25 protein-coding genes, 1 other RNA gene and 3 pseudogenes are annotated in these 24,552 nt (G+C 50.1%); 12 read left to right on the top strand and 17 right to left on the bottom strand.

From position 1 onward, the window contains the following. Window positions 1-20: 20 nt before the first annotated feature. An RNA gene (rnpB, locus tag ACJHX4_RS08220) (RNase P RNA component class A) lies at window positions 21-397 on the top strand. Window positions 398-540: 143 nt separating this feature from the next. Here the strand turns inward: rnpB and ACJHX4_RS08215 are convergent. From ACJHX4_RS08215 to tdcR, 3 pseudogenes are all read right to left on the bottom strand, one after another. After that, window positions 541-603: pseudogene (locus tag ACJHX4_RS08215) on the bottom strand (hypothetical protein); the annotation flags it as partial. Between the two features lie 2 nt (window positions 604-605). Next, window positions 606-707, bottom strand: a pseudogene (locus tag ACJHX4_RS08210) (hypothetical protein); the annotation flags it as partial. Window positions 708-962: 255 nt separating this feature from the next. Further along, window positions 963-1,181, bottom strand: a pseudogene (gene tdcR / locus ACJHX4_RS08205) (transcriptional activator TdcR). A 314-nt stretch (window positions 1,182-1,495) separates the two neighbouring features. On the opposite strand from tdcR, the gene tdcA reads away from it, so the two are divergent. The 9 genes from tdcA (at window position 1,496) to cyuA (ending at window position 13,223) form a co-directional block, all read left to right on the top strand. After that, window positions 1,496-2,434, top strand: coding sequence for a transcriptional regulator TdcA (gene tdcA / locus ACJHX4_RS08200; protein WP_000104202.1), 939 nt, complete (start codon window positions 1,496-1,498; stop codon window positions 2,432-2,434). 98 nt (window positions 2,435-2,532) lie between these two features. Then, the gene (gene tdcB / locus ACJHX4_RS08195; protein ID WP_000548347.1) at window positions 2,533-3,522 is read left to right on the top strand and encodes a bifunctional threonine ammonia-lyase/L-serine ammonia-lyase TdcB; all 990 of its coding nucleotides are present in this window, start codon (window positions 2,533-2,535) and stop codon (window positions 3,520-3,522) included. A 21-nt stretch (window positions 3,523-3,543) separates the two neighbouring features. Then, window positions 3,544-4,875: a threonine/serine transporter TdcC gene (gene tdcC, locus ACJHX4_RS08190; RefSeq protein ID WP_000107720.1), complete on the top strand. Its 1,332-nt coding sequence runs from the start codon at window positions 3,544-3,546 to the stop codon at window positions 4,873-4,875. Between the two features lie 25 nt (window positions 4,876-4,900). After that, on the top strand, window positions 4,901-6,109 hold the full coding sequence (gene tdcD / locus ACJHX4_RS08185; protein WP_001296431.1) for a propionate kinase: 1,209 nt from the start codon (window positions 4,901-4,903) through the stop codon (window positions 6,107-6,109). 33 nt (window positions 6,110-6,142) lie between these two features. Continuing rightward, complete coding sequence (gene tdcE, locus ACJHX4_RS08180) at window positions 6,143-8,437, top strand: 2-ketobutyrate formate-lyase/pyruvate formate-lyase (RefSeq protein WP_000861714.1); 2,295 nt, start codon at window positions 6,143-6,145, stop codon at window positions 8,435-8,437. A gap of 13 nt (window positions 8,438-8,450) precedes the next feature. Beyond that, the gene (locus tag ACJHX4_RS08175) at window positions 8,451-8,840 is read left to right on the top strand and encodes an enamine/imine deaminase (RefSeq protein WP_000719990.1); all 390 of its coding nucleotides are present in this window, start codon (window positions 8,451-8,453) and stop codon (window positions 8,838-8,840) included. Window positions 8,841-8,911: 71 nt separating this feature from the next. Then, window positions 8,912-10,276: an L-serine ammonia-lyase gene (gene tdcG, locus ACJHX4_RS08170; protein ID WP_247773253.1), complete on the top strand. Its 1,365-nt coding sequence runs from the start codon at window positions 8,912-8,914 to the stop codon at window positions 10,274-10,276. Window positions 10,277-10,553: 277 nt separating this feature from the next. Continuing rightward, the gene (locus ACJHX4_RS08165) at window positions 10,554-11,885 is read left to right on the top strand and encodes an amino acid permease (RefSeq protein ID WP_000401581.1); all 1,332 of its coding nucleotides are present in this window, start codon (window positions 10,554-10,556) and stop codon (window positions 11,883-11,885) included. Between the two features lie 27 nt (window positions 11,886-11,912). Beyond that, entirely contained in the window at window positions 11,913-13,223 is a 1,311-nt protein-coding gene (gene cyuA, locus ACJHX4_RS08160; protein WP_000460528.1) for a cysteine desulfidase, read from the top strand. A 60-nt stretch (window positions 13,224-13,283) separates the two neighbouring features. On the opposite strand, the gene yhaL is transcribed toward cyuA, so the two are convergent. Together yhaL and ACJHX4_RS08150 are read right to left on the bottom strand one after the other, a co-directional pair. Next, the gene (gene yhaL / locus ACJHX4_RS08155) at window positions 13,284-13,448 is read right to left on the bottom strand and encodes a protein YhaL (RefSeq protein ID WP_001295544.1); all 165 of its coding nucleotides are present in this window, start codon (window positions 13,446-13,448) and stop codon (window positions 13,284-13,286) included. A gap of 22 nt (window positions 13,449-13,470) precedes the next feature. Further along, a complete protein-coding gene (locus ACJHX4_RS08150) occupies window positions 13,471-14,172 on the bottom strand; it encodes a pirin family protein (RefSeq protein ID WP_000633597.1) in 702 nt (233 codons plus the stop codon). Window positions 14,173-14,276: 104 nt separating this feature from the next. Between ACJHX4_RS08150 and yhaJ the strand changes: the two genes are divergently transcribed. Continuing rightward, the gene (yhaJ, locus tag ACJHX4_RS08145) at window positions 14,277-15,173 is read left to right on the top strand and encodes a DNA-binding transcriptional regulator YhaJ (RefSeq protein WP_001041010.1); all 897 of its coding nucleotides are present in this window, start codon (window positions 14,277-14,279) and stop codon (window positions 15,171-15,173) included. 33 nt (window positions 15,174-15,206) lie between these two features. On the opposite strand, the gene ACJHX4_RS08140 is transcribed toward yhaJ, so the two are convergent. The 12 genes from ACJHX4_RS08140 to exuT all read right to left on the bottom strand — a co-directional run bounded on the left by ACJHX4_RS08140 (window position 15,207) and on the right by exuT (window position 22,645). Beyond that, on the bottom strand, window positions 15,207-15,575 hold the full coding sequence (locus ACJHX4_RS08140) for a DUF805 domain-containing protein (RefSeq protein ID WP_001314179.1): 369 nt from the start codon (window positions 15,573-15,575) through the stop codon (window positions 15,207-15,209). 282 nt (window positions 15,576-15,857) lie between these two features. Then, on the bottom strand, window positions 15,858-16,844 hold the full coding sequence (gene yqjG, locus ACJHX4_RS08135) for a glutathionyl-hydroquinone reductase YqjG (RefSeq protein WP_000531173.1): 987 nt from the start codon (window positions 16,842-16,844) through the stop codon (window positions 15,858-15,860). A 69-nt stretch (window positions 16,845-16,913) separates the two neighbouring features. Next, a complete protein-coding gene (locus ACJHX4_RS08130) occupies window positions 16,914-17,306 on the bottom strand; it encodes a DoxX family protein (RefSeq protein WP_000732237.1) in 393 nt (130 codons plus the stop codon). 186 nt (window positions 17,307-17,492) lie between these two features. After that, on the bottom strand, window positions 17,493-17,792 hold the full coding sequence (locus ACJHX4_RS08125; RefSeq protein ID WP_000096093.1) for a YqjK-like family protein: 300 nt from the start codon (window positions 17,790-17,792) through the stop codon (window positions 17,493-17,495). Continuing rightward, a complete protein-coding gene (locus tag ACJHX4_RS08120; RefSeq protein ID WP_000785722.1) occupies window positions 17,782-18,186 on the bottom strand; it encodes a phage holin family protein in 405 nt (134 codons plus the stop codon). The genes ACJHX4_RS08125 and ACJHX4_RS08120 overlap by 11 nt, the downstream gene beginning before the upstream one ends. A 2-nt stretch (window positions 18,187-18,188) precedes the next feature. Beyond that, on the bottom strand, window positions 18,189-18,494 hold the full coding sequence (locus ACJHX4_RS08115; protein WP_000031415.1) for a YqjD family protein: 306 nt from the start codon (window positions 18,492-18,494) through the stop codon (window positions 18,189-18,191). A gap of 37 nt (window positions 18,495-18,531) precedes the next feature. Beyond that, complete coding sequence (gene yqjC / locus ACJHX4_RS08110; RefSeq protein WP_001295543.1) at window positions 18,532-18,900, bottom strand: DUF1090 family protein YqjC; 369 nt, start codon at window positions 18,898-18,900, stop codon at window positions 18,532-18,534. A 146-nt stretch (window positions 18,901-19,046) separates the two neighbouring features. After that, window positions 19,047-19,430 carry an EnvZ/OmpR regulon moderator MzrA gene (mzrA, locus tag ACJHX4_RS08105; protein ID WP_001166764.1) on the bottom strand — a complete coding sequence of 128 codons (384 nt, stop codon included), beginning with the start codon at window positions 19,428-19,430 and terminating at the stop codon, window positions 19,047-19,049. A 3-nt stretch (window positions 19,431-19,433) separates the two neighbouring features. Continuing rightward, a complete protein-coding gene (yqjA, locus tag ACJHX4_RS08100; protein ID WP_000422149.1) occupies window positions 19,434-20,096 on the bottom strand; it encodes a DedA family general envelope maintenance protein YqjA in 663 nt (220 codons plus the stop codon). A 21-nt stretch (window positions 20,097-20,117) separates the two neighbouring features. Continuing rightward, the gene (locus ACJHX4_RS08095) at window positions 20,118-20,201 is read right to left on the bottom strand and encodes a hypothetical protein (RefSeq protein WP_212734101.1); all 84 of its coding nucleotides are present in this window, start codon (window positions 20,199-20,201) and stop codon (window positions 20,118-20,120) included. Between the two features lie 239 nt (window positions 20,202-20,440). Further along, window positions 20,441-21,217: a transcriptional regulator ExuR gene (gene exuR, locus ACJHX4_RS08090; RefSeq protein ID WP_000406487.1), complete on the bottom strand. Its 777-nt coding sequence runs from the start codon at window positions 21,215-21,217 to the stop codon at window positions 20,441-20,443. 129 nt (window positions 21,218-21,346) lie between these two features. Then, complete coding sequence (gene exuT / locus ACJHX4_RS08085) at window positions 21,347-22,645, bottom strand: hexuronate transporter ExuT (protein ID WP_001298326.1); 1,299 nt, start codon at window positions 22,643-22,645, stop codon at window positions 21,347-21,349. Window positions 22,646-23,127: 482 nt separating this feature from the next. Here exuT and uxaC point away from each other — a divergent pair, with 482 nt between their 5' ends. Beyond that, a complete protein-coding gene (gene uxaC, locus ACJHX4_RS08080) occupies window positions 23,128-24,540 on the top strand; it encodes a glucuronate isomerase (RefSeq protein ID WP_000187442.1) in 1,413 nt (470 codons plus the stop codon). Window positions 24,541-24,552: the final 12 nt, after the last annotated feature.

Below are 24,552 nucleotides of genomic sequence, written 5' to 3'. Positions count from 1 at the left end.
AACCCTCTATACTGCGCGCCGAAGCTGACCAGACAGTCGCCGCTTCGTCGTCGTCCTCTTCGGGGGAGACGGGCGGAGGGGAGGAAAGTCCGGGCTCCATAGGGCAGGGTGCCAGGTAACGCCTGGGGGGGAAACCCACGACCAGTGCAACAGAGAGCAAACCGCCGATGGCCCGCGTAAGCGGGATCAGGTAAGGGTGAAAGGGTGCGGTAAGAGCGCACCGCGCGGCTGGTAACAGTCCGTGGCACGGTAAACTCCACCCGGAGCAAGGCCAAATAGGGGTTCATAAGGTACGGCCCGTACTGAACCCGGGTAGGCTGCTTGAGCCAGTGAGCGATTGCTGGCCTAGATGAATGACTGTCCACGACAGAACCCGGCTTATCGGTCAGTTTCACCTGATTTACGTAAAAACCCGCTTCGGCGGGTTTTTGCTTTGTGTGCCCAGGGTAAGATGAATATCTACGGTATTAATAACAGACTTTGTAAGAAGTTATTAAGTCTATATTGCATTTAAAAGGTCGTAATTATACGTATATTTCTCTCATTAATTGTAAGTTCGCAGGTATTGTCCGATCGTTGAATAATTTGGGCGTTATAACCTAAATTTTTACCGTCCAATAATCAATATTTCTATTGTGATTGTTAACCACTGCGTGCATTGACGGGATTGAAGGGTGAAGAATATGTGCAATTGAGAAGCCTTTCATTGATGCCTGCCTTGTCATCATGACAAACAATAATAGATGCTTATTCTCCTTGCACGGTTCTTTCGCACTATCAAAAAACGCTCATTTACCCGGCATTACAGTCAACGAAGCAACATTCTATGGCCTACGCTGATGTAAAGCACAGTGAGAATCCCCCTTGTTGTCTTCGTCTGACCTTATCGCGGCGACCAGCAATTATTCGTTTTGTGATCCTCAACACAAAATGCTCTTCGTTGCCTATGATGGGAGAAGAATTTATGGAAAACGATTGCATTCACAAAATGACATCCTGTCAGAAGAGAAAACGTTGACGTTAATCAATTGTTCGAGATGATCAATACCTGTATTCGAAATTTTAAAATATTGATAAAATAAATGTTTGTTCTCCAACAAATAGCGTTAAAAAATGTGACGTGCCGCATTATTTATCGCTGAAAATGGTTTGTTTATAATAAAATTTGAGAACTTACTCATTAAATTTAACTCAAATTTTGCCTGGTAATTATCCGGTAATTGCTTGAAATATAGTCTCAGCCCCTTTTTTGTATTAACCACATAAAGAATGATGTTATCGCCATAAAATATGGTTATCCCCGTCATTTTTTTTGACAAAAATCAGGGTTTATGCTGATTTTCATACTTTAACTTGTTGATACTTAAAGGTATTTAATTGGGGTAACGATGCTATGGAAAGTATTGAAAGTTAATTTGTGAGTGGTCGCACATATCCTGTTCATTTTATTTTGATACACTTCATACCGTCAATGAGGTAATTAACGTAGGTCGTTATGAGCACTATTCTTCTTCCGAAAACGCAGCACCTGGTAGTCTTTCAGGAAGTTATTAGAAGTGGTTCTATCGGCTCGGCTGCAAAAGAGTTAGGGTTAACTCAACCGGCCGTCAGTAAAATCATTAACGATATTGAAGATTATTTTGGGGTGGAGTTAGTGGTGCGGAAAAATACCGGTGTAACATTAACACCTGCCGGTCAATTGTTACTCTCCCGTTCCGAATCCATTACCCGTGAAATGAAAAATATGGTTAATGAGATAAGCGGTATGTCTTCTGAGGCGGTGGTGGAAGTCTCATTTGGTTTTCCTTCATTGATTGGTTTTACTTTTATGTCAGGGATGATCAACAAGTTCAAAGAGGTGTTCCCGAAAGCGCAGGTTTCTATGTATGAAGCGCAACTGTCTTCGTTCTTACCGGCAATCCGCGACGGTCGACTGGATTTTGCGATTGGTACGTTAAGCGCAGAAATGAAGCTTCAGGATTTACATGTTGAGCCGCTGTTCGAGTCCGAGTTTGTGCTGGTAGCCAGTAAGTCCCGAACATGCACCGGCACCGCCACGCTGGAGTCGTTGAAGAACGAACAGTGGGTGTTGCCACAAACCAATATGGGGTACTACAGCGAACTACTTACTACGTTACAAAGAAATGGCATCAGTATTGAAAACATCGTTAAAACCGACTCAGTCGTGACAATTTATAATCTTGTTCTCAATGCTGATTTCTTAACTGTAATTCCTTGTGATATGACATCACCTTTTGGTTCTAATCAATTTATTACTATTCCGGTTGAAGAAACATTACCTGTGGCACAATATGCCGCGGTATGGTCGAAAAATTATCGTATTAAAAAAGCAGCATCGGTTTTGGTGGAATTAGCCAAAGAGTATTCATCTTATAATGGGTGTAGACGAAGGCAATTAATTGAAGTTGATTAGTTATTTGTTTTAATTTAAACATAAATAATCCACCTGTCTGTTTTGCAGGTGTCGGTTACGGTTACCTACATATTTAATTCAGGCTAAGAGGTTTTATAATGCATATTACATACGATCTCCCGGTTGCTATTGATGACATCATTGAAGCAAAACAACGACTGGCTGGGCGAATTTATAAAACAGGTATGCCTCGCTCCAACTATTTTAGTGAACGTTGCAAAGGTGAAATATTCCTCAAATTCGAAAACATGCAGCGTACTGGTTCATTTAAAATTCGTGGCGCATTTAATAAATTAAGTTCACTGACTGATGCGGAAAAACGTAAAGGAGTAGTGGCCTGCTCTGCGGGCAACCATGCGCAAGGGGTTTCGCTCTCCTGCGCGATGCTGGGTATTGACGGTAAAGTGGTGATGCCAAAAGGTGCGCCGAAATCCAAAGTCGCGGCAACGTGCGACTACTCCGCAGAAGTCGTTTTGCATGGTGATAACTTCAACGACACTATTGCTAAAGTGAGCGAAATTGTCGAAATGGAAGGCCGTATTTTTATCCCACCTTACGATGATCCGAAAGTGATTGCTGGCCAGGGAACGATTGGTCTGGAAATTATGGAAGATCTCTATGATGTCGATAACGTGATTGTGCCAATTGGCGGCGGCGGTTTAATTGCTGGTATTGCGGTGGCAATTAAATCTATCAACCCGACCATCCGTGTTATTGGCGTACAGTCTGAAAACGTTCACGGCATGGCGGCTTCTTTCCACTCCGGAGAAATAACTACGCACCGAACTACCGGCACCCTGGCGGATGGTTGTGATGTCTCCCGCCCGGGTAATTTAACTTACGAAATCGTTCGTGAATTAGTCGATGACATCGTGCTGGTCAGCGAAGACGAAATCAGAAACAGTATGATTGCCTTAATTCAGCGCAATAAAGTCGTCACCGAAGGCGCAGGCGCTCTGGCATGTGCTGCATTATTAAGCGGTAAATTAGACCAATATATTCAAAACAGAAAAACCGTCAGTATTATTTCCGGCGGCAATATCGATCTTTCTCGCGTCTCTCAAATCACCGGTTTCGTTGACGCTTAATTAATTCGTTGAGGATAGGATATGAGTACTTCAGATAGCATTGTATCCAGCCAGACAAAACAATCGTCCTGGCGTAAATCAGATACCACATGGACGTTAGGCTTGTTTGGTACGGCAATCGGCGCCGGGGTGCTGTTCTTCCCTATCCGCGCAGGTTTTGGCGGACTGATCCCGATTCTTCTGATGTTGGTATTAGCATACCCCATCGCGTTTTATTGCCACCGGGCACTGGCGCGTCTGTGTCTTTCTGGCTCTAACCCTTCCGGCAACATTACGGAAACGGTGGAAGAGCATTTTGGTAAAACTGGCGGCGTGGTTATCACGTTCCTGTACTTCTTCGCGATTTGCCCACTGTTGTGGATTTATGGCGTTACCATTACCAACACCTTTATGACGTTCTGGGAAAACCAGCTCGGCTTTGCACCGCTGAATCGCGGCTTTGTGGCGCTGTTCCTGTTGCTGCTGATGGCTTTCGTCATCTGGTTTGGTAAGGATCTGATGGTTAAAGTGATGAGCTATCTGGTATGGCCGTTTATCGCCAGCCTGGTGCTGATTTCTCTTTCGCTGATCCCTTACTGGAACTCTGCAGTTATCGACCAGGTTGACCTCGGTTCGCTGTCGTTAACTGGTCATGACGGTATCCTGATCACCGTCTGGCTGGGGATTTCCATCATGGTTTTCTCCTTTAACTTCTCGCCAATCGTCTCTTCCTTCGTGGTTTCTAAACGTGAAGAGTACGAGAAAGATTTTGGTCGCGACTTCACCGAGCGTAAATGTTCACAAATCATCTCTCGCGCCAGTATGCTGATGGTTGCAGTGGTGATGTTCTTTGCCTTTAGCTGCCTGTTTACGCTGTCTCCGGCGAATATGGCTGAAGCGAAAGCGCAGAATATTCCAGTGCTTTCTTATCTGGCTAACCACTTTGCGTCCATGACCGGTACCAAAACAACGTTTGCGATTACACTGGAATATGCCGCTTCCATCATCGCACTCGTGGCTATTTTCAAATCTTTCTTCGGTCACTATCTGGGGACGCTGGAAGGGCTGAATGGTTTGATTCTGAAGTTCGGTTATAAAGGTGACAAAACCAAAGTGTCGCTGGGTAAACTGAATACTATCAGCATGATTTTCATTATGGGCTCCACCTGGGTTGTTGCCTACGCCAACCCGAACATCCTCGACTTGATTGAAGCCATGGGCGCACCGATTATCGCATCACTGCTGTGCCTGTTGCCGATGTATGCCATCCGTAAAGCGCCGTCTCTGGCGAAATACCGTGGTCGTCTGGATAACGTGTTTGTTACCGTGATTGGTCTGCTGACCATCCTGAACATCGTATACAAACTGTTTTAATCCGTAACTCAGGATGAGAAAAGAGATGAATGAATTTCCGGTTGTTTTGGTTATTAACTGTGGTTCGTCTTCGATTAAGTTTTCCGTACTCAATGCCAGCGACTGTGAAGTATTAATGTCAGGTATTGCCGACGGTATTAACTCGGAAAATGCATTCTTATCCGTAAATGGGGGAGAGCCAGCACCGCTGGCTCACCACAGCTACGAAGGTGCATTGAAGGCAATTGCATTTGAACTGGAAAAACGGAATTTAAATGACAGTGTGGCTTTAATTGGCCACCGCATCGCTCACGGCGGCAGTATTTTTACCGAGTCCGCCATTATTACCGATGAAGTCATTGATAATATCCGTCGCGTTTCTCCACTGGCACCCCTGCATAATTACGCCAATTTAAGTGGTATTGAATCGGCGCAGCAATTATTCCCGGGCGTAACTCAGGTGGCGGTATTTGATACCAGTTTCCACCAGACGATGGCTCCGGAAGCTTATTTATACGGCCTGCCGTGGAAATATTATGAAGAGTTAGGTGTACGCCGTTATGGTTTCCACGGCACGTCGCACCGCTATGTTTCCCAGCGCGCACATTCGCTGCTGAATCTGGCGGAAGATGACTCCGGCCTGGTTGTGGCGCATCTTGGCAATGGCGCATCAATCTGCGCGGTTCGCAACGGTCAGAGTGTTGACACTTCAATGGGAATGACGCCGCTGGAAGGCTTGATGATGGGTACCCGCAGTGGTGATGTCGACTTCGGGGCGATGTCCTGGGTCGCCAGCCAAACCAACCAGAGCCTGGGGGACCTGGAACGCGTAGTGAATAAAGAGTCGGGATTATTAGGTATTTCCGGCCTTTCTTCGGATTTACGTGTTCTGGAAAAAGCCTGGCATGAAGGTCACGAACGCGCGCAACTGGCAATTAAAACCTTTGTTCACCGAATTGCCCGTCATATTGCCGGACACGCTGCTTCATTACATCGCCTGGATGGAATTATATTCACCGGCGGAATAGGAGAGAATTCAAGTTTAATTCGTCGTCTGGTCATGGAACATTTAGCTGTATTAGGCGTAGAAATTGATACAGAAATGAATAATCGCTCTAACTCTTTTGGAGAGCGAATTGTTTCCAGTGAAAATGCGCGTGTCATTTGCGCCGTAATTCCGACTAACGAAGAAAAAATGATTGCTTTGGATGCCATTCATTTAGGCAAAGTGAACGCGCCCGCAGAATTTGCATAATTTAGTTGAAGTATTGTAGAGAGATTATTTTTCATGAAGGTAGATATTGATACCAGCGATAAGCTGTACGCCGACGCATGGCTTGGCTTTAAAGGTACGGACTGGAAAAACGAAATTAATGTCCGCGATTTTATTCAACATAACTATACACCTTATGAAGGCGATGAATCTTTTCTCGCCGAAGCGACGCCTGCCACCACGGAATTGTGGGAAAAAGTCATGGAAGGCATCCGTATCGAAAATGCGACTCACGCGCCATTGGATTTCGATACCAATATTGCCACCACAATTACCGCTCATGACGCGGGATATATTAACCAGCCGCTGGAAAAAATAGTGGGTCTGCAAACGGATGCGCCATTAAAGCGTGCGCTGCATCCGTTCGGCGGCATTAATATGATTAGAAGTTCATTCCACGCGTATGGTCGTGAAATGGATAGCGAATTTGAATACATCTTTACCGATCTGCGTAAAACCCATAATCAGGGCGTATTTGATACTTACTCACCGGATATGCTGCGCTGCCGTAAATCTGGTGTACTGACCGGTTTACCAGATGGTTATGGTCGTGGGCGTATCATCGGTGACTATCGCCGTGTGGCACTGTACGGCATCAGTTATCTGGTACGTGAACGCGAACTGCAGTTTGCCGATCTCCAGTCCCGTCTGGAAAAAGGCGAAGATCTCGAAGCCACCATTCGTCTGCGTGAGGAACTGGCAGAACATCGCCGTGCGCTGTTACAGATTCAGGAAATGGCGGCGAAATATGGCTTTGATATCTCTCGTCCAGCGCAGAATGCACAAGAAGCCGTGCAGTGGCTCTACTTCGCTTACCTGGCGGCAGTGAAATCGCAAAATGGCGGCGCGATGTCGCTGGGGCGCACGGCATCGTTCCTCGATATCTACATTGAGCGCGACTTTAAAGCAGGCGTACTCAATGAGCAGCAGGCACAGGAACTGATCGACCACTTCATCATGAAGATCCGTATGGTGCGCTTCTTGCGTACGCCGGAATTTGATTCGCTGTTCTCCGGCGACCCGATCTGGGCGACGGAAGTGATCGGCGGGATGGGGTTGGACGGTCGAACCCTGGTGACCAAAAACTCCTTCCGCTATTTACACACCCTGCACACTATGGGGCCTGCACCGGAACCTAACCTGACTATTCTGTGGTCGGAAGCCTTGCCGATTGCCTTCAAAAAATATGCCGCGCAGGTGTCTATCGTCACATCCTCTTTGCAGTATGAAAACGACGATCTGATGCGTACTGACTTCAATAGCGACGATTACGCGATTGCCTGTTGCGTCAGCCCAATGGTGATTGGTAAGCAGATGCAGTTCTTCGGTGCGCGCGCTAACCTGGCGAAAACGCTACTGTACGCAATCAACGGCGGAATGGACGAGAAGCTGAAGATTCAGGTTGGCCCGAAAACGGCTCCGTTGATGGATGACGTGCTGGACTACGACAAAGTGATGGATAGCCTCGACCACTTCATGGACTGGCTGGCGGTACAGTACATCAGCGCGCTGAATATCATTCACTACATGCACGACAAGTACAGCTACGAAGCTTCGCTGATGGCGCTACATGATCGTGATGTCTATCGCACCATGGCGTGCGGCATCGCGGGCCTGTCGGTGGCAACGGACTCCCTGTCTGCCATCAAATATGCTCGTGTGAAACCAATCCGTGATGAAAACGGCCTGGCGGTGGATTTCGAGATTGACGGCGAATATCCGCAGTATGGCAACAACGACGAGCGCGTAGACAGCATTGCCTGCGATCTGGTTGAACGCTTTATGAAGAAAATTAAAGCTTTGCCAACCTATCGCAATGCTGTGCCGACCCAATCGATTCTGACTATCACCTCTAACGTGGTGTACGGTCAGAAAACCGGGAACACGCCGGACGGTCGCCGCGCCGGAACACCGTTCGCGCCGGGCGCTAACCCGATGCACGGTCGTGATCGCAAAGGTGCCGTGGCCTCATTGACGTCGGTGGCGAAACTGCCGTTCACCTACGCCAAAGATGGGATCTCGTACACCTTCTCCATCGTCCCTGCGGCGCTGGGCAAAGAAGATCCAGTACGTAAAACCAACCTTGTCGGCCTGCTGGATGGGTATTTCCACCACGAAGCGGATGTCGAAGGCGGTCAACACCTCAACGTCAACGTAATGAATCGGGAAATGCTGCTGGATGCCATCGAGCACCCGGAAAAATATCCTAACCTGACAATCCGTGTCTCTGGCTACGCCGTGCGCTTCAACGCACTGACCCGTGAACAGCAACAGGATGTTATTTCACGTACCTTTACCCAGGCGCTCTGACGCCGGAGGATGTATGAAAAAGATTATCGAAACGCAACGTGCCCCAGGCGCAATCGGCCCTTATGTTCAGGGCGTTGATTTAGGCAGCATGGTCTTCACCTCCGGGCAAATTCCGGTTTGCCCACAGACCGGTGAGATCCCGGCTGATGTGCAAGATCAGGCGCGTTTAAGCCTCGAAAACGTCAAAGCGATCGTGGTTGCTGCCGGGCTGAGTGTGGGCGATATCATCAAGATGACCGTGTTCATCACCGATCTGAATGATTTTGCCACCATCAATGAAGTCTATAAGCAGTTCTTCGATGAACATCAGGCGACCTACCCGACCCGGAGCTGTGTGCAGGTCGCGCGTTTGCCGAAAGATGTGAAGCTGGAAATTGAAGCCATCGCAGTACGTAGTGCGTAAAGCCTCGTGAGCGGGACGGTCGCAAGGTCGTTCCGCTCCACTTCACTGAACGGCAATCCGAGGGTGTGGATATGATTAGTGCATTCGATATTTTCAAAATTGGGATTGGTCCCTCCAGTTCGCATACTGTGGGGCCAATGAATGCCGGAAAAAGTTTTATTGATCGGCTGGAAAGTAGCGGCTTATTAACCGCGACGAGCCATATTGTGGTCGATCTGTACGGGTCGTTGTCACTGACGGGCAAAGGCCATGCCACGGATGTCGCCATCATCATGGGACTGGCAGGAAACAGTCTGCAGGATGTTGTCATTGATGAGATCCCTGCATTTATAGAGTTAGTGACGCGCAGCGGGCGGTTGCCGGTGGCTTCTGGCGCGCATATTGTTGATTTTCCTGTAGCAAAGAACATTATCTTCCATCCCGAAATGTTGCCTCGCCATGAGAACGGAATGCGGATCACTGCCTGGAAGGGACAGGAAGAGCTATTAAGCAAAACCTATTACTCTGTCGGCGGCGGGTTTATTGTCGAAGAAGAACACTTCGGCCTGTCGCACGATGTCGAAACACCCGTACCTTACGATTTCCACTCAGCAGGTGAACTGCTGAAAATGTGTGATTACAACGGCCTGTCTATATCTGGCCTGATGATGCACAACGAGCTGGCGCTGCGCAGTAAAGCGGAAATTGACGCAGGGTTTGCCCGTATCTGGCAAGTGATGCATGACGGTATTGAACGTGGAATGAATACTGAAGGCGTGCTGCCTGGTCCGCTCAATGTGCCGCGCCGTGCCGTAGCGCTGCGTCGTCAACTGGTTTCCAGCGATAACATCTCTAACGATCCGATGAATGTCATCGACTGGATCAACATGTACGCGCTGGCGGTTAGTGAAGAAAACGCAGCTGGCGGGCGCGTGGTAACGGCACCGACTAACGGTGCGTGCGGCATTATTCCGGCAGTGCTGGCTTATTACGATAAGTTCCGTCGTCCGGTAAACGAGCGGTCAATTGCCCGCTATTTTCTGGCAGCGGGGGCAATTGGCGCGCTGTATAAAATGAACGCCTCCATCTCTGGCGCGGAAGTCGGCTGTCAGGGGGAGATTGGCTTGGCCTGTTCAATGGCAGCGGCAGGGTTAACTGAACTACTGGGTGGCAGTCCGGCGCAGGTATGCAATGCGGCGGAAATCGCGATGGAGCATAACCTTGGGCTGACCTGCGATCCGGTTGCCGGACAGGTACAAATCCCGTGCATTGAACGTAATGCCATTAATGCCGTGAAAGCAGTAAACGCCGCGCGGATGGCGATGCGCCGCACCTCGGCACCGCGTGTTTCACTCGATAAAGTGATCGAGACGATGTATGAAACCGGCAAAGATATGAACGATAAATACCGCGAAACATCACGCGGAGGACTGGCTATTAAAGTGGTCTGCGGCTGACATTGCTGTCAGCTATCATCCTTGGGTGCACAAAATGTGCACCCTTTTTTATTGTGATCTGCCGCAAATAGAGAATAATTATTTCTATTAACTCAATTTAATAGAAAATTATTACCCACAATTGCTATTTAAAAGTCTTGATTGTGAAGATTTTCTCTGATCTCACGCGTATCATTTCTTTATTCTAATAACTCGCCTGCAAAAACGTAGACCGCATATCGCCTTGATGCGGCTCGGAAAAAAATAATAAGCCCTACAAAATATTGAGCGAGAAATTATGGAAATTGCATCGAATAAAGGCGTCATTGCAGACGCTTCGACCCCGGCGGGTCGTGCTGGAATGAGTGAGAGCGAGTGGCGAGAAGCGATCAAATTCGACAGTACTGACACTGGCTGGGTGATTATGAGTATCGGGATGGCGATTGGCGCGGGGATTGTTTTTCTCCCGGTGCAGGTCGGTTTGATGGGATTGTGGGTATTTTTGCTCTCATCGGTGATTGGTTACCCGGCAATGTATCTGTTTCAGCGGTTGTTTATTAATACGCTGGCAGAATCACCAGAATGTAAAGATTACCCGAGCGTCATCAGCGGTTATTTAGGTAAAAACTGGGGCATCCTGTTAGGTGCACTCTATTTCGTAATGCTGGTGATTTGGATGTTCGTCTATTCCACCGCCATCACCAACGATAGTGCTTCCTACCTGCATACCTTCGGCGTGACGGAAGGGTTGCTGTCAGACAGTCCCTTTTATGGTCTGGTACTGATTTGCATTCTGGTGGCGATCTCCTCACGCGGCGAGAAATTGTTATTCAAAATTTCGACCGGCATGGTGCTGACCAAGCTGCTGGTGGTCGCGGCGCTGGGCGTGTCGATGGTGGGAATGTGGCATCTGTATAACGTCGGTTCGCTACCGCCGCTGGGGCTGCTGATGAAAAACGCCATTATTACGCTGCCGTTTACCCTGACGTCGATTCTATTTATCCAGACGTTAAGCCCGATGGTGATCTCTTATCGCTCGCGGGAAAAATCAATTGAAGTGGCGCGGCATAAAGCATTGCGGGCAATGAATATCGCGTTTGGCATTTTGTTTGTCACCGTCTTTTTCTACGCCGTGTCGTTCACGCTGGCGATGGGACATGACGAAGCGGTAAAAGCCTACGAGCAGAATATTTCCGCGCTGGCGATTGCCGCACAGTTTATTAGCGGTGACGGCGCAGCGTGGGTGAAAGTGGTCAGCGTCATTCTCAATATCTTTGCTGTAATGACTGCATTCTTTGGCGTCTATTTAGGCTTTCGCGAAGCAACGCAAGGGATCGTAATGAACATCCTGCGTCGCAAGATACCTGCCGAGAAGATTAACGAAAATCTCGTTCAGCGCGGCATCATGATTTTCGCCATTTTGCTGGCCTGGAGCGCCATCGTACTGAACGCCCCGGTGTTGAGCTTCACCTCTATCTGTAGCCCGATTTTCGGCATGGTAGGGTGCCTGATCCCGGCGTGGCTGGTTTACAAAGTACCGGCATTGCACAAATACAAAGGGATGTCTTTGTACCTGATTATCGTCACTGGTTTGTTGCTTTGTGTTTCTCCGTTCCTGGCATTTTCTTGATTTACCTGAAATTTTAAGGTTTTTAATATGTTTGATTCGACTTTAAATCCGTTATGGCAGCGTTACATCCTCGCCGTTCAGGAGGAAGTAAAACCGGCGCTGGGGTGTACTGAACCGATTTCACTGGCGCTGGCGGCGGCGGTTGCTGCGGCTGAACTGGAAGGTCCGGTTGAACGTGTAGAAGCCTGGGTTTCGCCAAATCTGATGAAGAACGGTCTGGGTGTCACCGTTCCCGGTACAGGAATGGTGGGGCTGCCAATTGCGGCGGCGCTGGGAGCGTTAGGTGGAAATGCTAACGCCGGGCTGGAAGTGCTGAAAGACGCAACTGCGCAGGCAATTTCCGATGCCAAAGCACTGCTGGCGGCGGGGAAAGTCTCAGTTAAGATCCAGGAACCTTGCGATGAAATCCTCTTCTCACGCGCCAAAGTCTGGAACGGTGAGAAATGGGCGTGTGTCACCATCGTCGGCGGGCATACCAACATTGTGCATATTGAGACGCACAATGGTGTGGTGTTTACCCAGCAGGCGTGTGTGGCAGAGGGCGAGCAAGAGTCGCCGCTGACGGTGCTTTCCAGGACGACGCTGGCTGAGATCCTGAAGTTCGTCAATGAAGTCCCGTTTGCGGCGATCCGCTTTATTCTCGATTCTGCGAAGTTAAATTGTGCGTTATCGCAGGAAGGTTTGAGCGGTAACTGGGGGCTGCATATTGGTGCGACGCTGGAAAAACAGTGCGCGCGCGGTTTGCTGGCGAAAGATCTCTCTTCATCCATTGTGATTCGTACCAGCGCGGCATCCGATGCGCGTATGGGCGGCGCTACGCTTCCGGCAATGAGTAACTCCGGCTCGGGTAACCAGGGGATCACCGCAACAATGCCCGTGGTGGTGGTAGCTGAACACTTCGGAGCGGATGATGAACGGCTGGCGCGTGCGCTGATGCTTTCGCATTTGAGCGCGATTTACATCCATAACCAGTTACCGCGTTTGTCTGCGCTGTGTGCCGCAACGACCGCAGCAATGGGGGCCGCTGCCGGGATGGCATGGCTGGTGGATGGGCGTTATGAAACCATCTCGATGGCGATCAGCAGTATGATCGGCGATGTCAGCGGCATGATTTGCGATGGTGCATCGAACAGCTGCGCGATGAAGGTTTCGACCAGTGCTTCGGCTGCGTGGAAAGCGGTGTTAATGGCGCTGGATGATACCGCCGTGACCGGCAATGAAGGGATTGTGGCGCATGATGTTGAGCAGTCGATTGCCAACCTGTGTGCGTTAGCAAGCCATTCGATGCAGCAAACGGATCGGCAGATTATCGAGATTATGGCGAGCAAGGCCAGATAAACGCCCGGTTTTGGGTATTGTGCCGGATAAGGCGTTTGCGCCGCATCCGGCAACCTGTCTTTACGCGGTAGCTTCATCCTCGGCTAAACGCGTTTCAGCATCCGCGACGATGGCTTCCAGTTCGCTCAACATCTCTTCATAGCCAAAATTTTTGGCGGTACGAGCAGGTTCTTTCGCCACCACGGGCTTCACTGGCTGGCGCTTTTTGGCCGATTTTTTACTCATCATCATCTCCCTGTAAAAACAACTAGACAGGCAAATCTATCAGCAAAGCGCGCAGTGGGGAATCGGCAACCAGCGTAATGTTAGCCTCGTCACGAATAAACGCCCCATCACCGCAGGTTAGCGCCGCTTTCTCTTCATGATGCGTAAGCGCATGAAATTTCCCGTGAATCGATTGCAAATACGCGCGTGGCCCATGCAACTGGAAATTCGCACTTTCGCCTTTGTCGAGCACGATATGGTGCAGCCACACTTGCTGGCGCAATTGCAGGCTTCCCATCCCACCTTCTGGCGAGGCGATTAATTGCTGCTTGCTCATATTAAGCGCCAGCTTTTGAATCAGCGGATTCTCTCGCTGCGGGCAGGCATCCAGCCAAAGCTGCATTCGCGTTAACGGTTTGTCTTTGCTGAGATTGTGTTCGCTATAGCTGACACCTGGCTGGGTAGAGAGCAGCAACACCTCACCAGTGCTGGCCTGAACATGATTGCCTTCGCTGTCGCGATACTCAGCTTCTCCATCCAGAATCACATTTAAAATATCGACTTTGGGATAGGTTCGTGGCTGAAAGGCGGCACCTGGGGCCAGCACTTCCTGGTTAAGCACGCGCAGGGAGGCATAGCCTAACAATTTCGGGTCGAAGTAGTGTCCAAAGGAAAAAGTATACCGGGCCTGCAACCATCCGTAGTCTGCTTGTCCACACTGCCTGGCAGTTCGGGTAGTAATCATAATTCTTGACCTCTCTTTACTTCCTTTTATGGTAAGGGGCTGGACGCTACATTGTTAGCCAGATATTCTGCCCGGTATGTTCAAATTTCCTGAATGAGAACGAAATGGCCAAAGAAAGGGCATTAACGCTGGAAGCACTACGGGTTATGGATGCGATCGATCGCCGGGGCAGTTTTGCGGCGGCGGCGGATGAGCTGGGACGCGTGCCTTCCGCACTTAGCTACACCATGCAAAAACTGGAAGAAGAGCTGGATGTGGTGCTGTTTGACCGCTCGGGCCATCGCACCAAATTCACCAATGTCGGGAGGATGTTGCTGGAGCGAGGGCGCGTTTTGCTGGAAGCCGCAGATAAACTGACTACCGATGCGGAAGCCCTCGCGCGCGGTTGGGAAACGCATCTCACCATTGTGACCGAGGCGCTGGTACCGACACCTGCCTTTTTCCCGTTAATCGACAAACTGGCGGCAAAAGCCAATACCCAACTGGCAATTATCACCGAAGTGCTGGCGGGGGCGTGGGAACGGCTGGAGCAGGGGCGGGCGGATATCGTTATCGCGCCGGATATGCATTTTCGTTCCTCGTCGGAGATCAACTCGCGCAAACTCTATACCTTAATGAACGTCTATGTTGCCGCGCCGGATCACCCGATTCATCAGGAGCCGGAACCGTTATCTGAAGTGACGCGCGTGAAATATCGTGGAATTGCGGTGGCGGATACCGCTCGTGAGCGCCCGGTGTTGACCGTACAGTTGCTGGACAAACAGCCGCGCTTAACGGTGAGCACGATTGAAGATAAACGTCAGGCATTACTGGCGGGGCTTGGCGTGGCGACGATGCCGTATCCGATGGTCGAAAAAGATATTGCGGAAGGGCGGTTGCGTGTCGTCAGCCCGGAATCGACCAGCGAGATCGATATTATTATGGCCTGGCGTCGTGACAGTATGGGGGAGGCGAAATCCTGGTGTCTGCGGGAAATTCCCAAACTTTTTAGCGGAAAATAATCGATTAAGCACCTTTTACAAGGTGCTTAATTATTATTCTTGTTCCAGTTTCGGATCTGGTCCAAAGCGGTTTTCGCCTGGCGTACCCGCCTGGCAGTTAAAGACGATGATAATAAGCCAGCCGATAAACGGGATTAAGAATAGCAGTGCCCACCACGCCGAGCGGTCGGTGTCGTGCAGGCGGCGGAACTGAACTGCCCACCATGGTAAAAACACCAGAATACCGTAGATTGTCGTCAGGATGCCTTCGCCACCGGCACGTTGCCAGCCTAACATTTTATCCAGTAGCCCCAGCACGAACGTAAAGATGATGTTGACCAGAATAAACATCCAGTACTCTTTGCGCCGCGCACGACCCCGGAAACCGACATAATTTTTTAGTACTTTCAGATACCAGTCCATTTTTGCCTCAATTTTGCTCAATCACTTGTTTTTAAAGCAGCAAATTAAGAATAGACGTGAATGAAATGGCAGTAAATATTATCGCGATGAATTAATAAGGCGCTGTGAAGGATAAGGGCAAACGCAAAATTGCCAGATGCGCTACGCTTATCTGGCCTGCGCGGTCATTGCAACATATTGAATATAAATGTTTTGTAGGTTTGATAAGGCGTTTACGCCGCATCCGACATGAACAACACGTACTTAGCTAATTATCAGAGGCACCTCGTAAGGTGCCTTTTTTTAACCGAAGCGAACATCTCGTCCATGCGGTTCATCGAGATCCTGCCACGGACCAATTGAAATAATCCCCGTAGGGTTGATGGTCTTATGGCTGCGGAAGTAATGATTACGGATGTGATCGAAATTGACTGTTTCGGCAATTCCCGGCATCTGGTAGATATCGCGCAGGAAGCCATACAGATTCAGGTAATCGCTGATGCGGTGCTTATCACACTTGAAGTGGGTCACATACACTGGATCAAAACGCACCAGCGTGGTCCACAGGCGAATATCGGCTTCGGTTAGCTGGTTGCCGGTCAGGTAACGGTGCTGACCTAAAATCTGTTCCAGTCGCGCCAGCGATTCAAACACTTTCGCCACCGCCTCGTCGTAGGCTTGCTGGCTGGTGGCAAAACCGGCTTTATACACGCCATTGTTAATGGTGTCGTAAATCCAGCCGTTAAGTTCGTCAATTTTCGGTTGCAGGGCTGGTGGGTAGTAATCTCCAGCTTTCGCACCCAGCGCATCAAACGCGGTATTGAACATGCGTATGATTTCTGCTGATTCGTTGCTGACGATGGTGTGGTTTTTTTTGTCCCACAGCACGGGAACAGTAACTCGTCCGCTGTAGTGTGGATCGGCGTGGAGATAAAGCTGATACAGAAATTCATGTTGATAGAGCGTGTCGCCGCTTGCTCCCGGAAAACTGTCATCAAAGGTCCAGCCGTTTTCCAGCATCAGCGGGTTCACTACGGAAACGGAAATAAACGGTTCCAGTCCTTTGAGCTTACGCATGATCAGCGTGCGGTGTGCCCACGGGCAGGCGAGTGAAACATAGAGATGATAACGATCTTTCTCTGCGGCAAAACCGCCTTTGCCAGTGGGGCCTGGCGCGCCATCGGCAGTGAGCCAGTTACGAAATGCGGAAGCTGAACGTTGAAATTTACCGCCGGTGGATTTGGTATCGTACCAGGTGTCATGCCAGACGCCGTCAATCAGTTGACCCATTTTTCTATCCTCCAATAGCAAAAACGAGGAGCTTCCCCCTCGTTTTTTATCGTTAAGTATAGCGCGTGCTTACCACTTTTTATTCAGCAGGCGGTCGATGCTGAATGCGCCTGGACCGGTAATTGCCAGCAGCAGGAATCCGCCAGAAATAGTCAGGTTTTTCATAAACATCAGCGAGTTCATGCCTTCTGCAAAATTGCTGTGAAATAAAAATGCCGTCAGCAGCGTAAAGCCCGCAGTAAACAGGGCTGTGGTACGTGTCAGGAAACCGAACAGGATTGCCAGACCACCACCAAACTCAAGCAGAATCACCAGCGGCAGCATAAAGCCGGGGACGCCCATTGCTTCCATATATTGTTGGGTACCCGCGTAGCCAGTAATTTTTCCCCAGCCTGCGGTAATAAACAGAATCGGCATTAAAATACGCGCTACCAGTACACCAACATCTTCTAATTTTTTCATCATACTCTCCACTGCGCCGCTCAGGCTGCTGATTGTTTTTTTGTGCAAGGGCGCGCTATTAGCGTCGTTGCTGTCGATGGAGAGAATCATAAACGTGGCGAAGCGTGATTGTTAGCAAGGAAAACTGTCAAATATTTTCAAAAAATTTGAGGAATAAGGCCGGAATTTCTCCGGCCAGAGAGGAAGTTAACCGCGAAGCTGTTGTTGCTTGAGGGTTGTTTTCACCAGACGCCAGGCGCTCCATACACCAAAACCGCGTCTGGCCCAGCGGACCAGCATATTAGGATGGCGAATCGTCCAGATAGCCATCACGCTACTGCCAACCAGCGCCCAGGAGCGCAGACTCAACAGCATATTCCAGCGACGATCGTAAGCGCCTGTTGCCTCCAGCCATTCACGACGAGTGGCGGAAAGATCCAGCCGTTGTTGCTGGATCTGGCTAAGCAGTTGCGCCTTACGTCGTTCACGTTCGACTTTACTGCTCACGGGACTCCTCCTCGAGCAGCTGCCGATCGTTTGCCAGCTCATGGCGCGTGTGGCGCAGCAACGTAGACTTACGCGATTTACGTAACGTCCAGATGCCGCCAATCAGTGCCAGTAGCAGCAACACCACGGTGGTGGCAATCATCGCATTCAGGCGATATTGCGGATCAACCGCCCAGATAATTAGCACCATCAGGCTCATAAGACCAAATGCAGCGAAAAGCATCGTCAGGCCCAGCATCAGTAAAAGTTGAAAGAGATTCGCTTTTTCCTCTTCCAGCTCCACCACCGCCAGCCGCAGACGTGTCTCCACCATTTCAACCATGATGGAAACAATTCGCTGCCCGATGCCCAGAACGCTTTTACCGGGCCCTTGCGCGTGATGAGTGTCCGCCATAATTAACGACGCGACAGCAGAACGCCGAGCACTACACCGATTGCTGCGCCAATGCCCACGCCCGTCCACGGATTTTCACGCACATACTCATCGGCACGCGCCGCCGCGACACGGGTTTGTTTGGCAATGGCATCACCGGTTTCACCCAGGCGATAACGGCTCTGTTTCAGTGCCTGCTCCGCTTTGCTACGAATCTTACTCAACTCTTCTTTTGACTTCTCGCCAGATGAGCTAAGCACCTCTTCCAGCGTATCGGAAAGGGATTTCAACTCAGCACGCAGATGTTCCGTAGTGTGTTCTTTCGACATAGTTTTCTCCAGGTGAGTAAGTAGTGACTATTGTGAGTTAGTAGTCGCGCGCTTCCAGCTTTTTCAGCTCTTCCTGCGCTTCTGCCAGTTTCCGTTCGCGTTTGGCAATCTTATCTGCATCGCCTTTTTGCTTCGCCTCGGCTAAATCTTGCTGGCGTTCCGCCACCTCATCTTTCTGCTTTGCGATTTTCTTCTGATGATCGGCACGCAGTTGGCTATCTGAACAGTTGGCCCGGACTTCACTCAGGGCTTTATTCAGACCGTCAATACGATTCTGGTTTTGGTGTTTTTCGGCATAGCTGATCTCCTTAAGGATATTTTGCTCCTTTTCCTGACACAGGGTAGTGGCATAACTACCGGCACTAAGAGCAAAGAGAGAAACAGCTAAAGCGATGCGGTATTTCATTCTTGAACCTTCCATTGTGATTCGGACCTATTACAAAGGAACGATTGTCCAGACAACGAAGCGGTCGTGTTAACCACCGCCTCATTAATCATAGACAGTTACGGTGAAATCACCAAAGTGAGTGATCTGTTTCGGATAACAGGAAGTTATCCGAAGCGATGAGAGTTATCCCGCAACCGGGTCAGCCACTGCATAGCCTGACTGTTATTGTCCTGCTGCGCAATGATGTAGCCATGGGGCAATGTTCTGTCGAGGACCGCTTTTGCGGCGGCGCTCTGGTCGCTGGAGTCAAAGGTAATTAACAGAGTGTCGTTTTTGGGGGTGATACTTTTGAAAGGAATGCCGTGAGCGTCAAGGTGATGCCAGATTGAAAAACCGTCTGGCATCGTTGTCCCTTGATGAACGGCACGAATCGCCAGCGTAGACTCTTGCTGGCGAACCGCGGACCAGGCCAGCAATAGTGTGCTGACCAGAAGTAAAACAGCGCCGGACCAGGCTAGCTGGCGAAGTGACATGCGAGGTATTTGCATCCCTTACCCCCGATTTCCATATTTCTTTTTCCATAACACGACCAGAGAACCTGCCAGGCCAAACACCAGCAGCACCACCGGGAGCAGCATCAGGCATGACATCAGCTGGTCCTCGTACTTTAAAAATACCGGTGTTTTGCCGAGCATGTAACCCAGAGTTGTCAGGATCAACACCCACAGCAGACCACTCATCCAGTTGAAGAACTGAAAGCGCGCGTTATTCAGCCCTGATAACCCGGCAATCGTCGGCAGCAGTGTTCTGACAAACGCAATAAAGCGACCAATTAACAGCGCCGATAAACCGTGTTTATGAAAAAGATGGTGTGCGCGTTGATGATAATGCGCGGGTAAATGAGATAGCCAGTTTTGTACGGTGCGGGTATTGCCCAGCCATCGCCCCTGAATATAGCTGACCCAGCAACCGAGGCTGGCGGCAACGGTCAGCAGCAGAATCGTTTGCGGATAGCCCATCGCGCCTTTCGCAATCAATACGCCGACCAGTACCAGTAAACTGTCGCCCGGTAAAAAGGCCGCCGGAAGCAAGCCGTTTTCAAGGAACAAAATGACAAACAAGACAAAATACAACATGCCAATCATCGACGGATTGGCCAGGGTTTCAAAATCCTGCGCCCACAGGGCTTGCAGCAATTGGGTCAAAAGTTCCATTCATTATTCCTGGTGAATCGGTTAACGCCACGCTGGTTTTAAATGATGCACTACCGCAATGTTATTGCTGTCTTGGTATGTTCTGCGGGTTTGATACATCAACACAGCCTGAACTATTCCCTGTTAAATCGTGAGATAAGAAAGCATTCAAAAGCATAAACTCAAATTGAATCTAATTGTAACAAAGGTCAACGTTGTTCGTTATCAAAATTACATGTCCATGGAGTCTGATTTTGCTGAATGCAGGGGAGGGAGGCGAGAGGATTTACACAGGCTGACACTTTATACTTTTCGCTTACCGACGAGACAAACAGGCGCACTGTAGCGCCTGTCGGACAGGAATTTCATTTACTGCCGCTGGTGGCTGTATCGAGATGCACCACCGGGTTTTCGGCGAACAGATAGCGGTCGGCATTGAACTCGAAATCGTCGCTGGTTTCGTTAAATAACATGATCTTGGTGTTTTCCAGGTGCTGCCACATTGCCAGCTTAGCAGCATGAGGATCTTTGCGAATCAGCGCCTTGAGGATTTGATCGTGGTCATCACACCAGTTATCGACGGTACGGGCATCAATGTGTTCGTGCAGTTTTTTCCAGTACGGGTTATGACTACGCTGGGTCCACATTTTTTCAACGATAGCCGCCAGGGCGGAGTTCTGCGTCGCCAGGGCTACCTGAATATGGAACTGCAAATCCCACTCGGAATCACGGAAGCATTGTTCGCCGCGTGCCTGCTCCTGAATGGCCATCAATTTCATGATGTCCTGTTTTGTGACCTGAGTTGCCGCGAACTCGGCAATATTACTTTCGATGAGCTGGCGAGCCTGGAGCAACTCAAACGGACCGTAATTGGCGAATTCCATATTATTGTCAGCCGCCTGCTGATGGCGCGGCTGGTTGGAAACCACATGAATACCTGAACCTTTACGCACTTCGACATAGCCTTCAACTTCCAGCATGATGATGGCTTCACGAACCACGGTGCGGCTGACGTTTTTTTCATCGGCAATAAAGCGTTCGGCAGGCAGTTTATCACCCACCAGATAGACGCCCTGTTCGATGCGCTCTTTCAGATCAGCGGCAAGTTGTTGATACAAACGGCGTGGTTCAGTGATTTCCATATGCGCTCCAGGCATGATACGGCAGACTATATTTGTTATACCACTTTTGCGAGTTTAGCTCTACTCGCAGTGATGAAAAAGCCGCCTGAGAAGGCGGCTTTGAAGGGAAACTAAAACTTACACGAAGCCTTAATGTTGCGGTGCGGGATCGTTATGTGATTCCTGCGCCACCTCAATCGCTGGTTTGTTCTGCAACACGGTCCAGATAACCAGCGCACCTAACAGGTCGAACACTGCCAGAACTGCGAACAGCGGGCTGAAGCCGATGGTGTCAGCCAGTGCACCGACTACCAGTGCAAACAGCGTACTTGCCAGCCATGCGGACATCCCGGTTAAACCGTTCGCCGTCGCCACTTCGTTACGACCGAACACGTCAGACGAGAGCGTAATCAGTGCGCCAGACAGTGCCTGGTGAGCAAAACCACCGATACACAGCAGCATAATCGCGACATACGGGTTGGTGAACAGACCGATCATACCCGGGCCAATCATCAGCACCGCACCCAGCGTTACGACCATCTTACGGGAAACGATCAGGTTCACACCAAACCAACGCTGGAACAGTGGTGGCAGGTAACCACCGAGGATACAACCGAGGTCAGCAAACAGCATCGGCATCCAGGCAAACATCGCGATCTCTTTCAGGTTAAAGCCGTAAACTTTAAACATGAACAGCGGGATCCACGCGTTAAAAGTACCCCATGCCGGTTCTGCCAGGAAGCGCGGCAGCGCGATACCCCAGAACTGACGGTTACGCAGGATCTGACCAACGGACATTTTCTTCGCTGTGTCAACCTGGTGCTGGGCTTCCTGACCATTAATAATGTAGTCGCGTTCTTCATCGGTCAGATGTTTCTGGTCGCGCGGATGCTTGTAGAAAATCAGCCATGCCATCGCCCAGATAAAGCTCAACGCACCGGAGATGATAAATGCCATCTGCCAGCTGTGCATCACGATTGCCCATACCACCAGCGGCGGCGCAATCATCGCACCAATCGAAGAACCTACGTTAAAGTAACCTACCGCGATGGAACGCTCTTTTGCCGGGAACCATTCGGAGCTGGCTTTCAGACCCGCCGGAATCATCGCGGCTTCCGCGGCACCGACCGCACCACGAGCAACCGCCAGGCCACCCCAACTACCTGCCAGCGCGGTTGCACCACAGAACACGGCCCACAGTACAGCAAACATTGCATAACCGATTTTCGTACCCAGCACATCCAGTACATAACCCGCTACCGGTTGCATGACCGTATAAGCAGCAGAATACGCTGCGATGATATAGGAATACTGTTGGGTGGAGATGTTTAACTCTTCCATCAGAGTTGGCGCAGCTGCCGCCACAGTGTTACGCGTCAGGTAACCAAGCACGGTGCCGAGCGTCACCAGTGCGATCATATACCAACGTAACCCTTTAATTTTACGCATGTAAAACCTCATCGTTTTGTTATATCCGCAGGAAGCGCGGCCATCATCCCGCCAGAGGCTGAAGATGTTAGTTACGACCGGGTAACCGAAAAAAAACCGGCACGCCCCGAACGTTGCCATGAAAGTTTCGTGCTAATTCGGCTTCCGTACCGGTTAACCCGATTCATCTAACAAATGAATGAATCGGCAATTTGCATTCCGTCGACTTATGATTTGCGACGGCAGAAAGATAACTTGTCATACAACTTTAAAAGGTGAGAGCCATCACAAATGTGCGAATATTTGTAGGGACATTACCTGACGACGACGAGGCCAGTACTGGCGCGGCCTGCAGCGAGATTTACCACTTTGAGAGTAATTTTTTTAACTACGTTTATTGATCTAACTCACGAAAATATCTTCGGACTCTGGAAATTGGTGTGATAACTTTGTCAGCATCGCACCATAAGCAAGCTAGCTCACTCGTTGAGAGGAAGACGAAAATGACTCCGTTTATGACTGAAGATTTCCTGTTAGATACTGAATTTGCCCGCCGTCTGTATCACGACTACGCAAAAGACCAGCCGATTTTCGATTACCATTGCCATTTGCCGCCGCAGCAGATTGCGGAAGACTATCGTTTTAAAAACCTGTATGACATCTGGTTGAAGGGCGATCACTACAAATGGCGCGCTATGCGTACCAACGGTGTGGCCGAGCGTCTGTGCACCGGTGATGCGTCTGACCGTGAAAAATTTGACGCCTGGGCGGCGACTGTTCCGCACACTATCGGCAACCCGTTATACCACTGGACGCACCTCGAACTGCGTCGTCCGTTTGGTATCACTGGCAAATTGCTTTCTCCGTCAACTGCCGATGAAATCTGGAACGAATGTAACGAACTGCTGGCGCAGGATAACTTCTCCGCGCGCGGCATCATGCAGCAGATGAACGTGAAAATGGTCGGCACCACCGATGACCCGATCGATTCTCTGGAGCATCACGCAGAGATCGCCAAAGACGGCTCTTTCACCATTAAAGTGCTGCCGAGCTGGCGTCCGGACAAAGCCTTTAACATTGAACAGGCGACCTTTAACGACTACATGGCGAAGCTGGGCGAAGTTTCTGATACCGACATTCGCCGCTTTGCTGACCTGCAAACTGCCCTGACTAAACGTCTGGATCACTTCGCCGCTCACGGCTGTAAAGTGTCTGACCACGCGCTGGATGTGGTGATGTTTGCTGAAGCGAACGAAGCGGAACTGGACAGCATCCTCGCGCGCCGTCTGGCAGGCGAAACCCTGAGCGAGCACGAAGTAGCACAGTTCAAAACTGCGGTGCTGGTGTTCCTTGGTGCCGAATATGCACGTCGCGGATGGGTACAGCAGTACCACATTGGCGCACTGCGTAATAACAACCTGCGTCAGTTCAAACTGCTGGGGCCGGATGTCGGCTTTGACTCCATCAACGACCGTCCGATGGCGGAAGAGCTATCTAAGCTGCTGAGCAAGCAGAACGAAGAAAACCTGCTGCCGAAAACCATTCTCTACTGCCTGAACCCGCGCGATAACGAAGTGCTGGGCACCATGATCGGTAACTTCCAGGGCGAAGGTATGCCGGGCAAAATGCAGTTCGGTTCCGGCTGGTGGTTTAACGACCAGAAAGACGGTATGGAACGTCAGATGACCCAACTGGCGCAGCTCGGTCTGCTGAGCCGCTTTGTCGGCATGCTGACTGACAGCCGTAGCTTCCTGTCATACACCCGTCACGAATACTTCCGCCGCATTCTGTGCCAGATGATCGGTCGCTGGGTGGAAGCAGGCGAAGCACCGGCGGACATCAACCTGCTGGGCGAGATGGTGAAAAATATTTGCTTTAACAATGCGCGTGACTACTTCGCCATTGAACTGAACTAAGGTCTGGGGTTG

The sequence above is a fragment of the Escherichia sp. WS2035 genome, from assembly GCF_046487065.1.
Classification (GTDB): domain Bacteria; phylum Pseudomonadota; class Gammaproteobacteria; order Enterobacterales; family Enterobacteriaceae; genus Escherichia; species Escherichia coli.
This window is presented reverse-complemented; position numbering and strand designations above follow the sequence as displayed.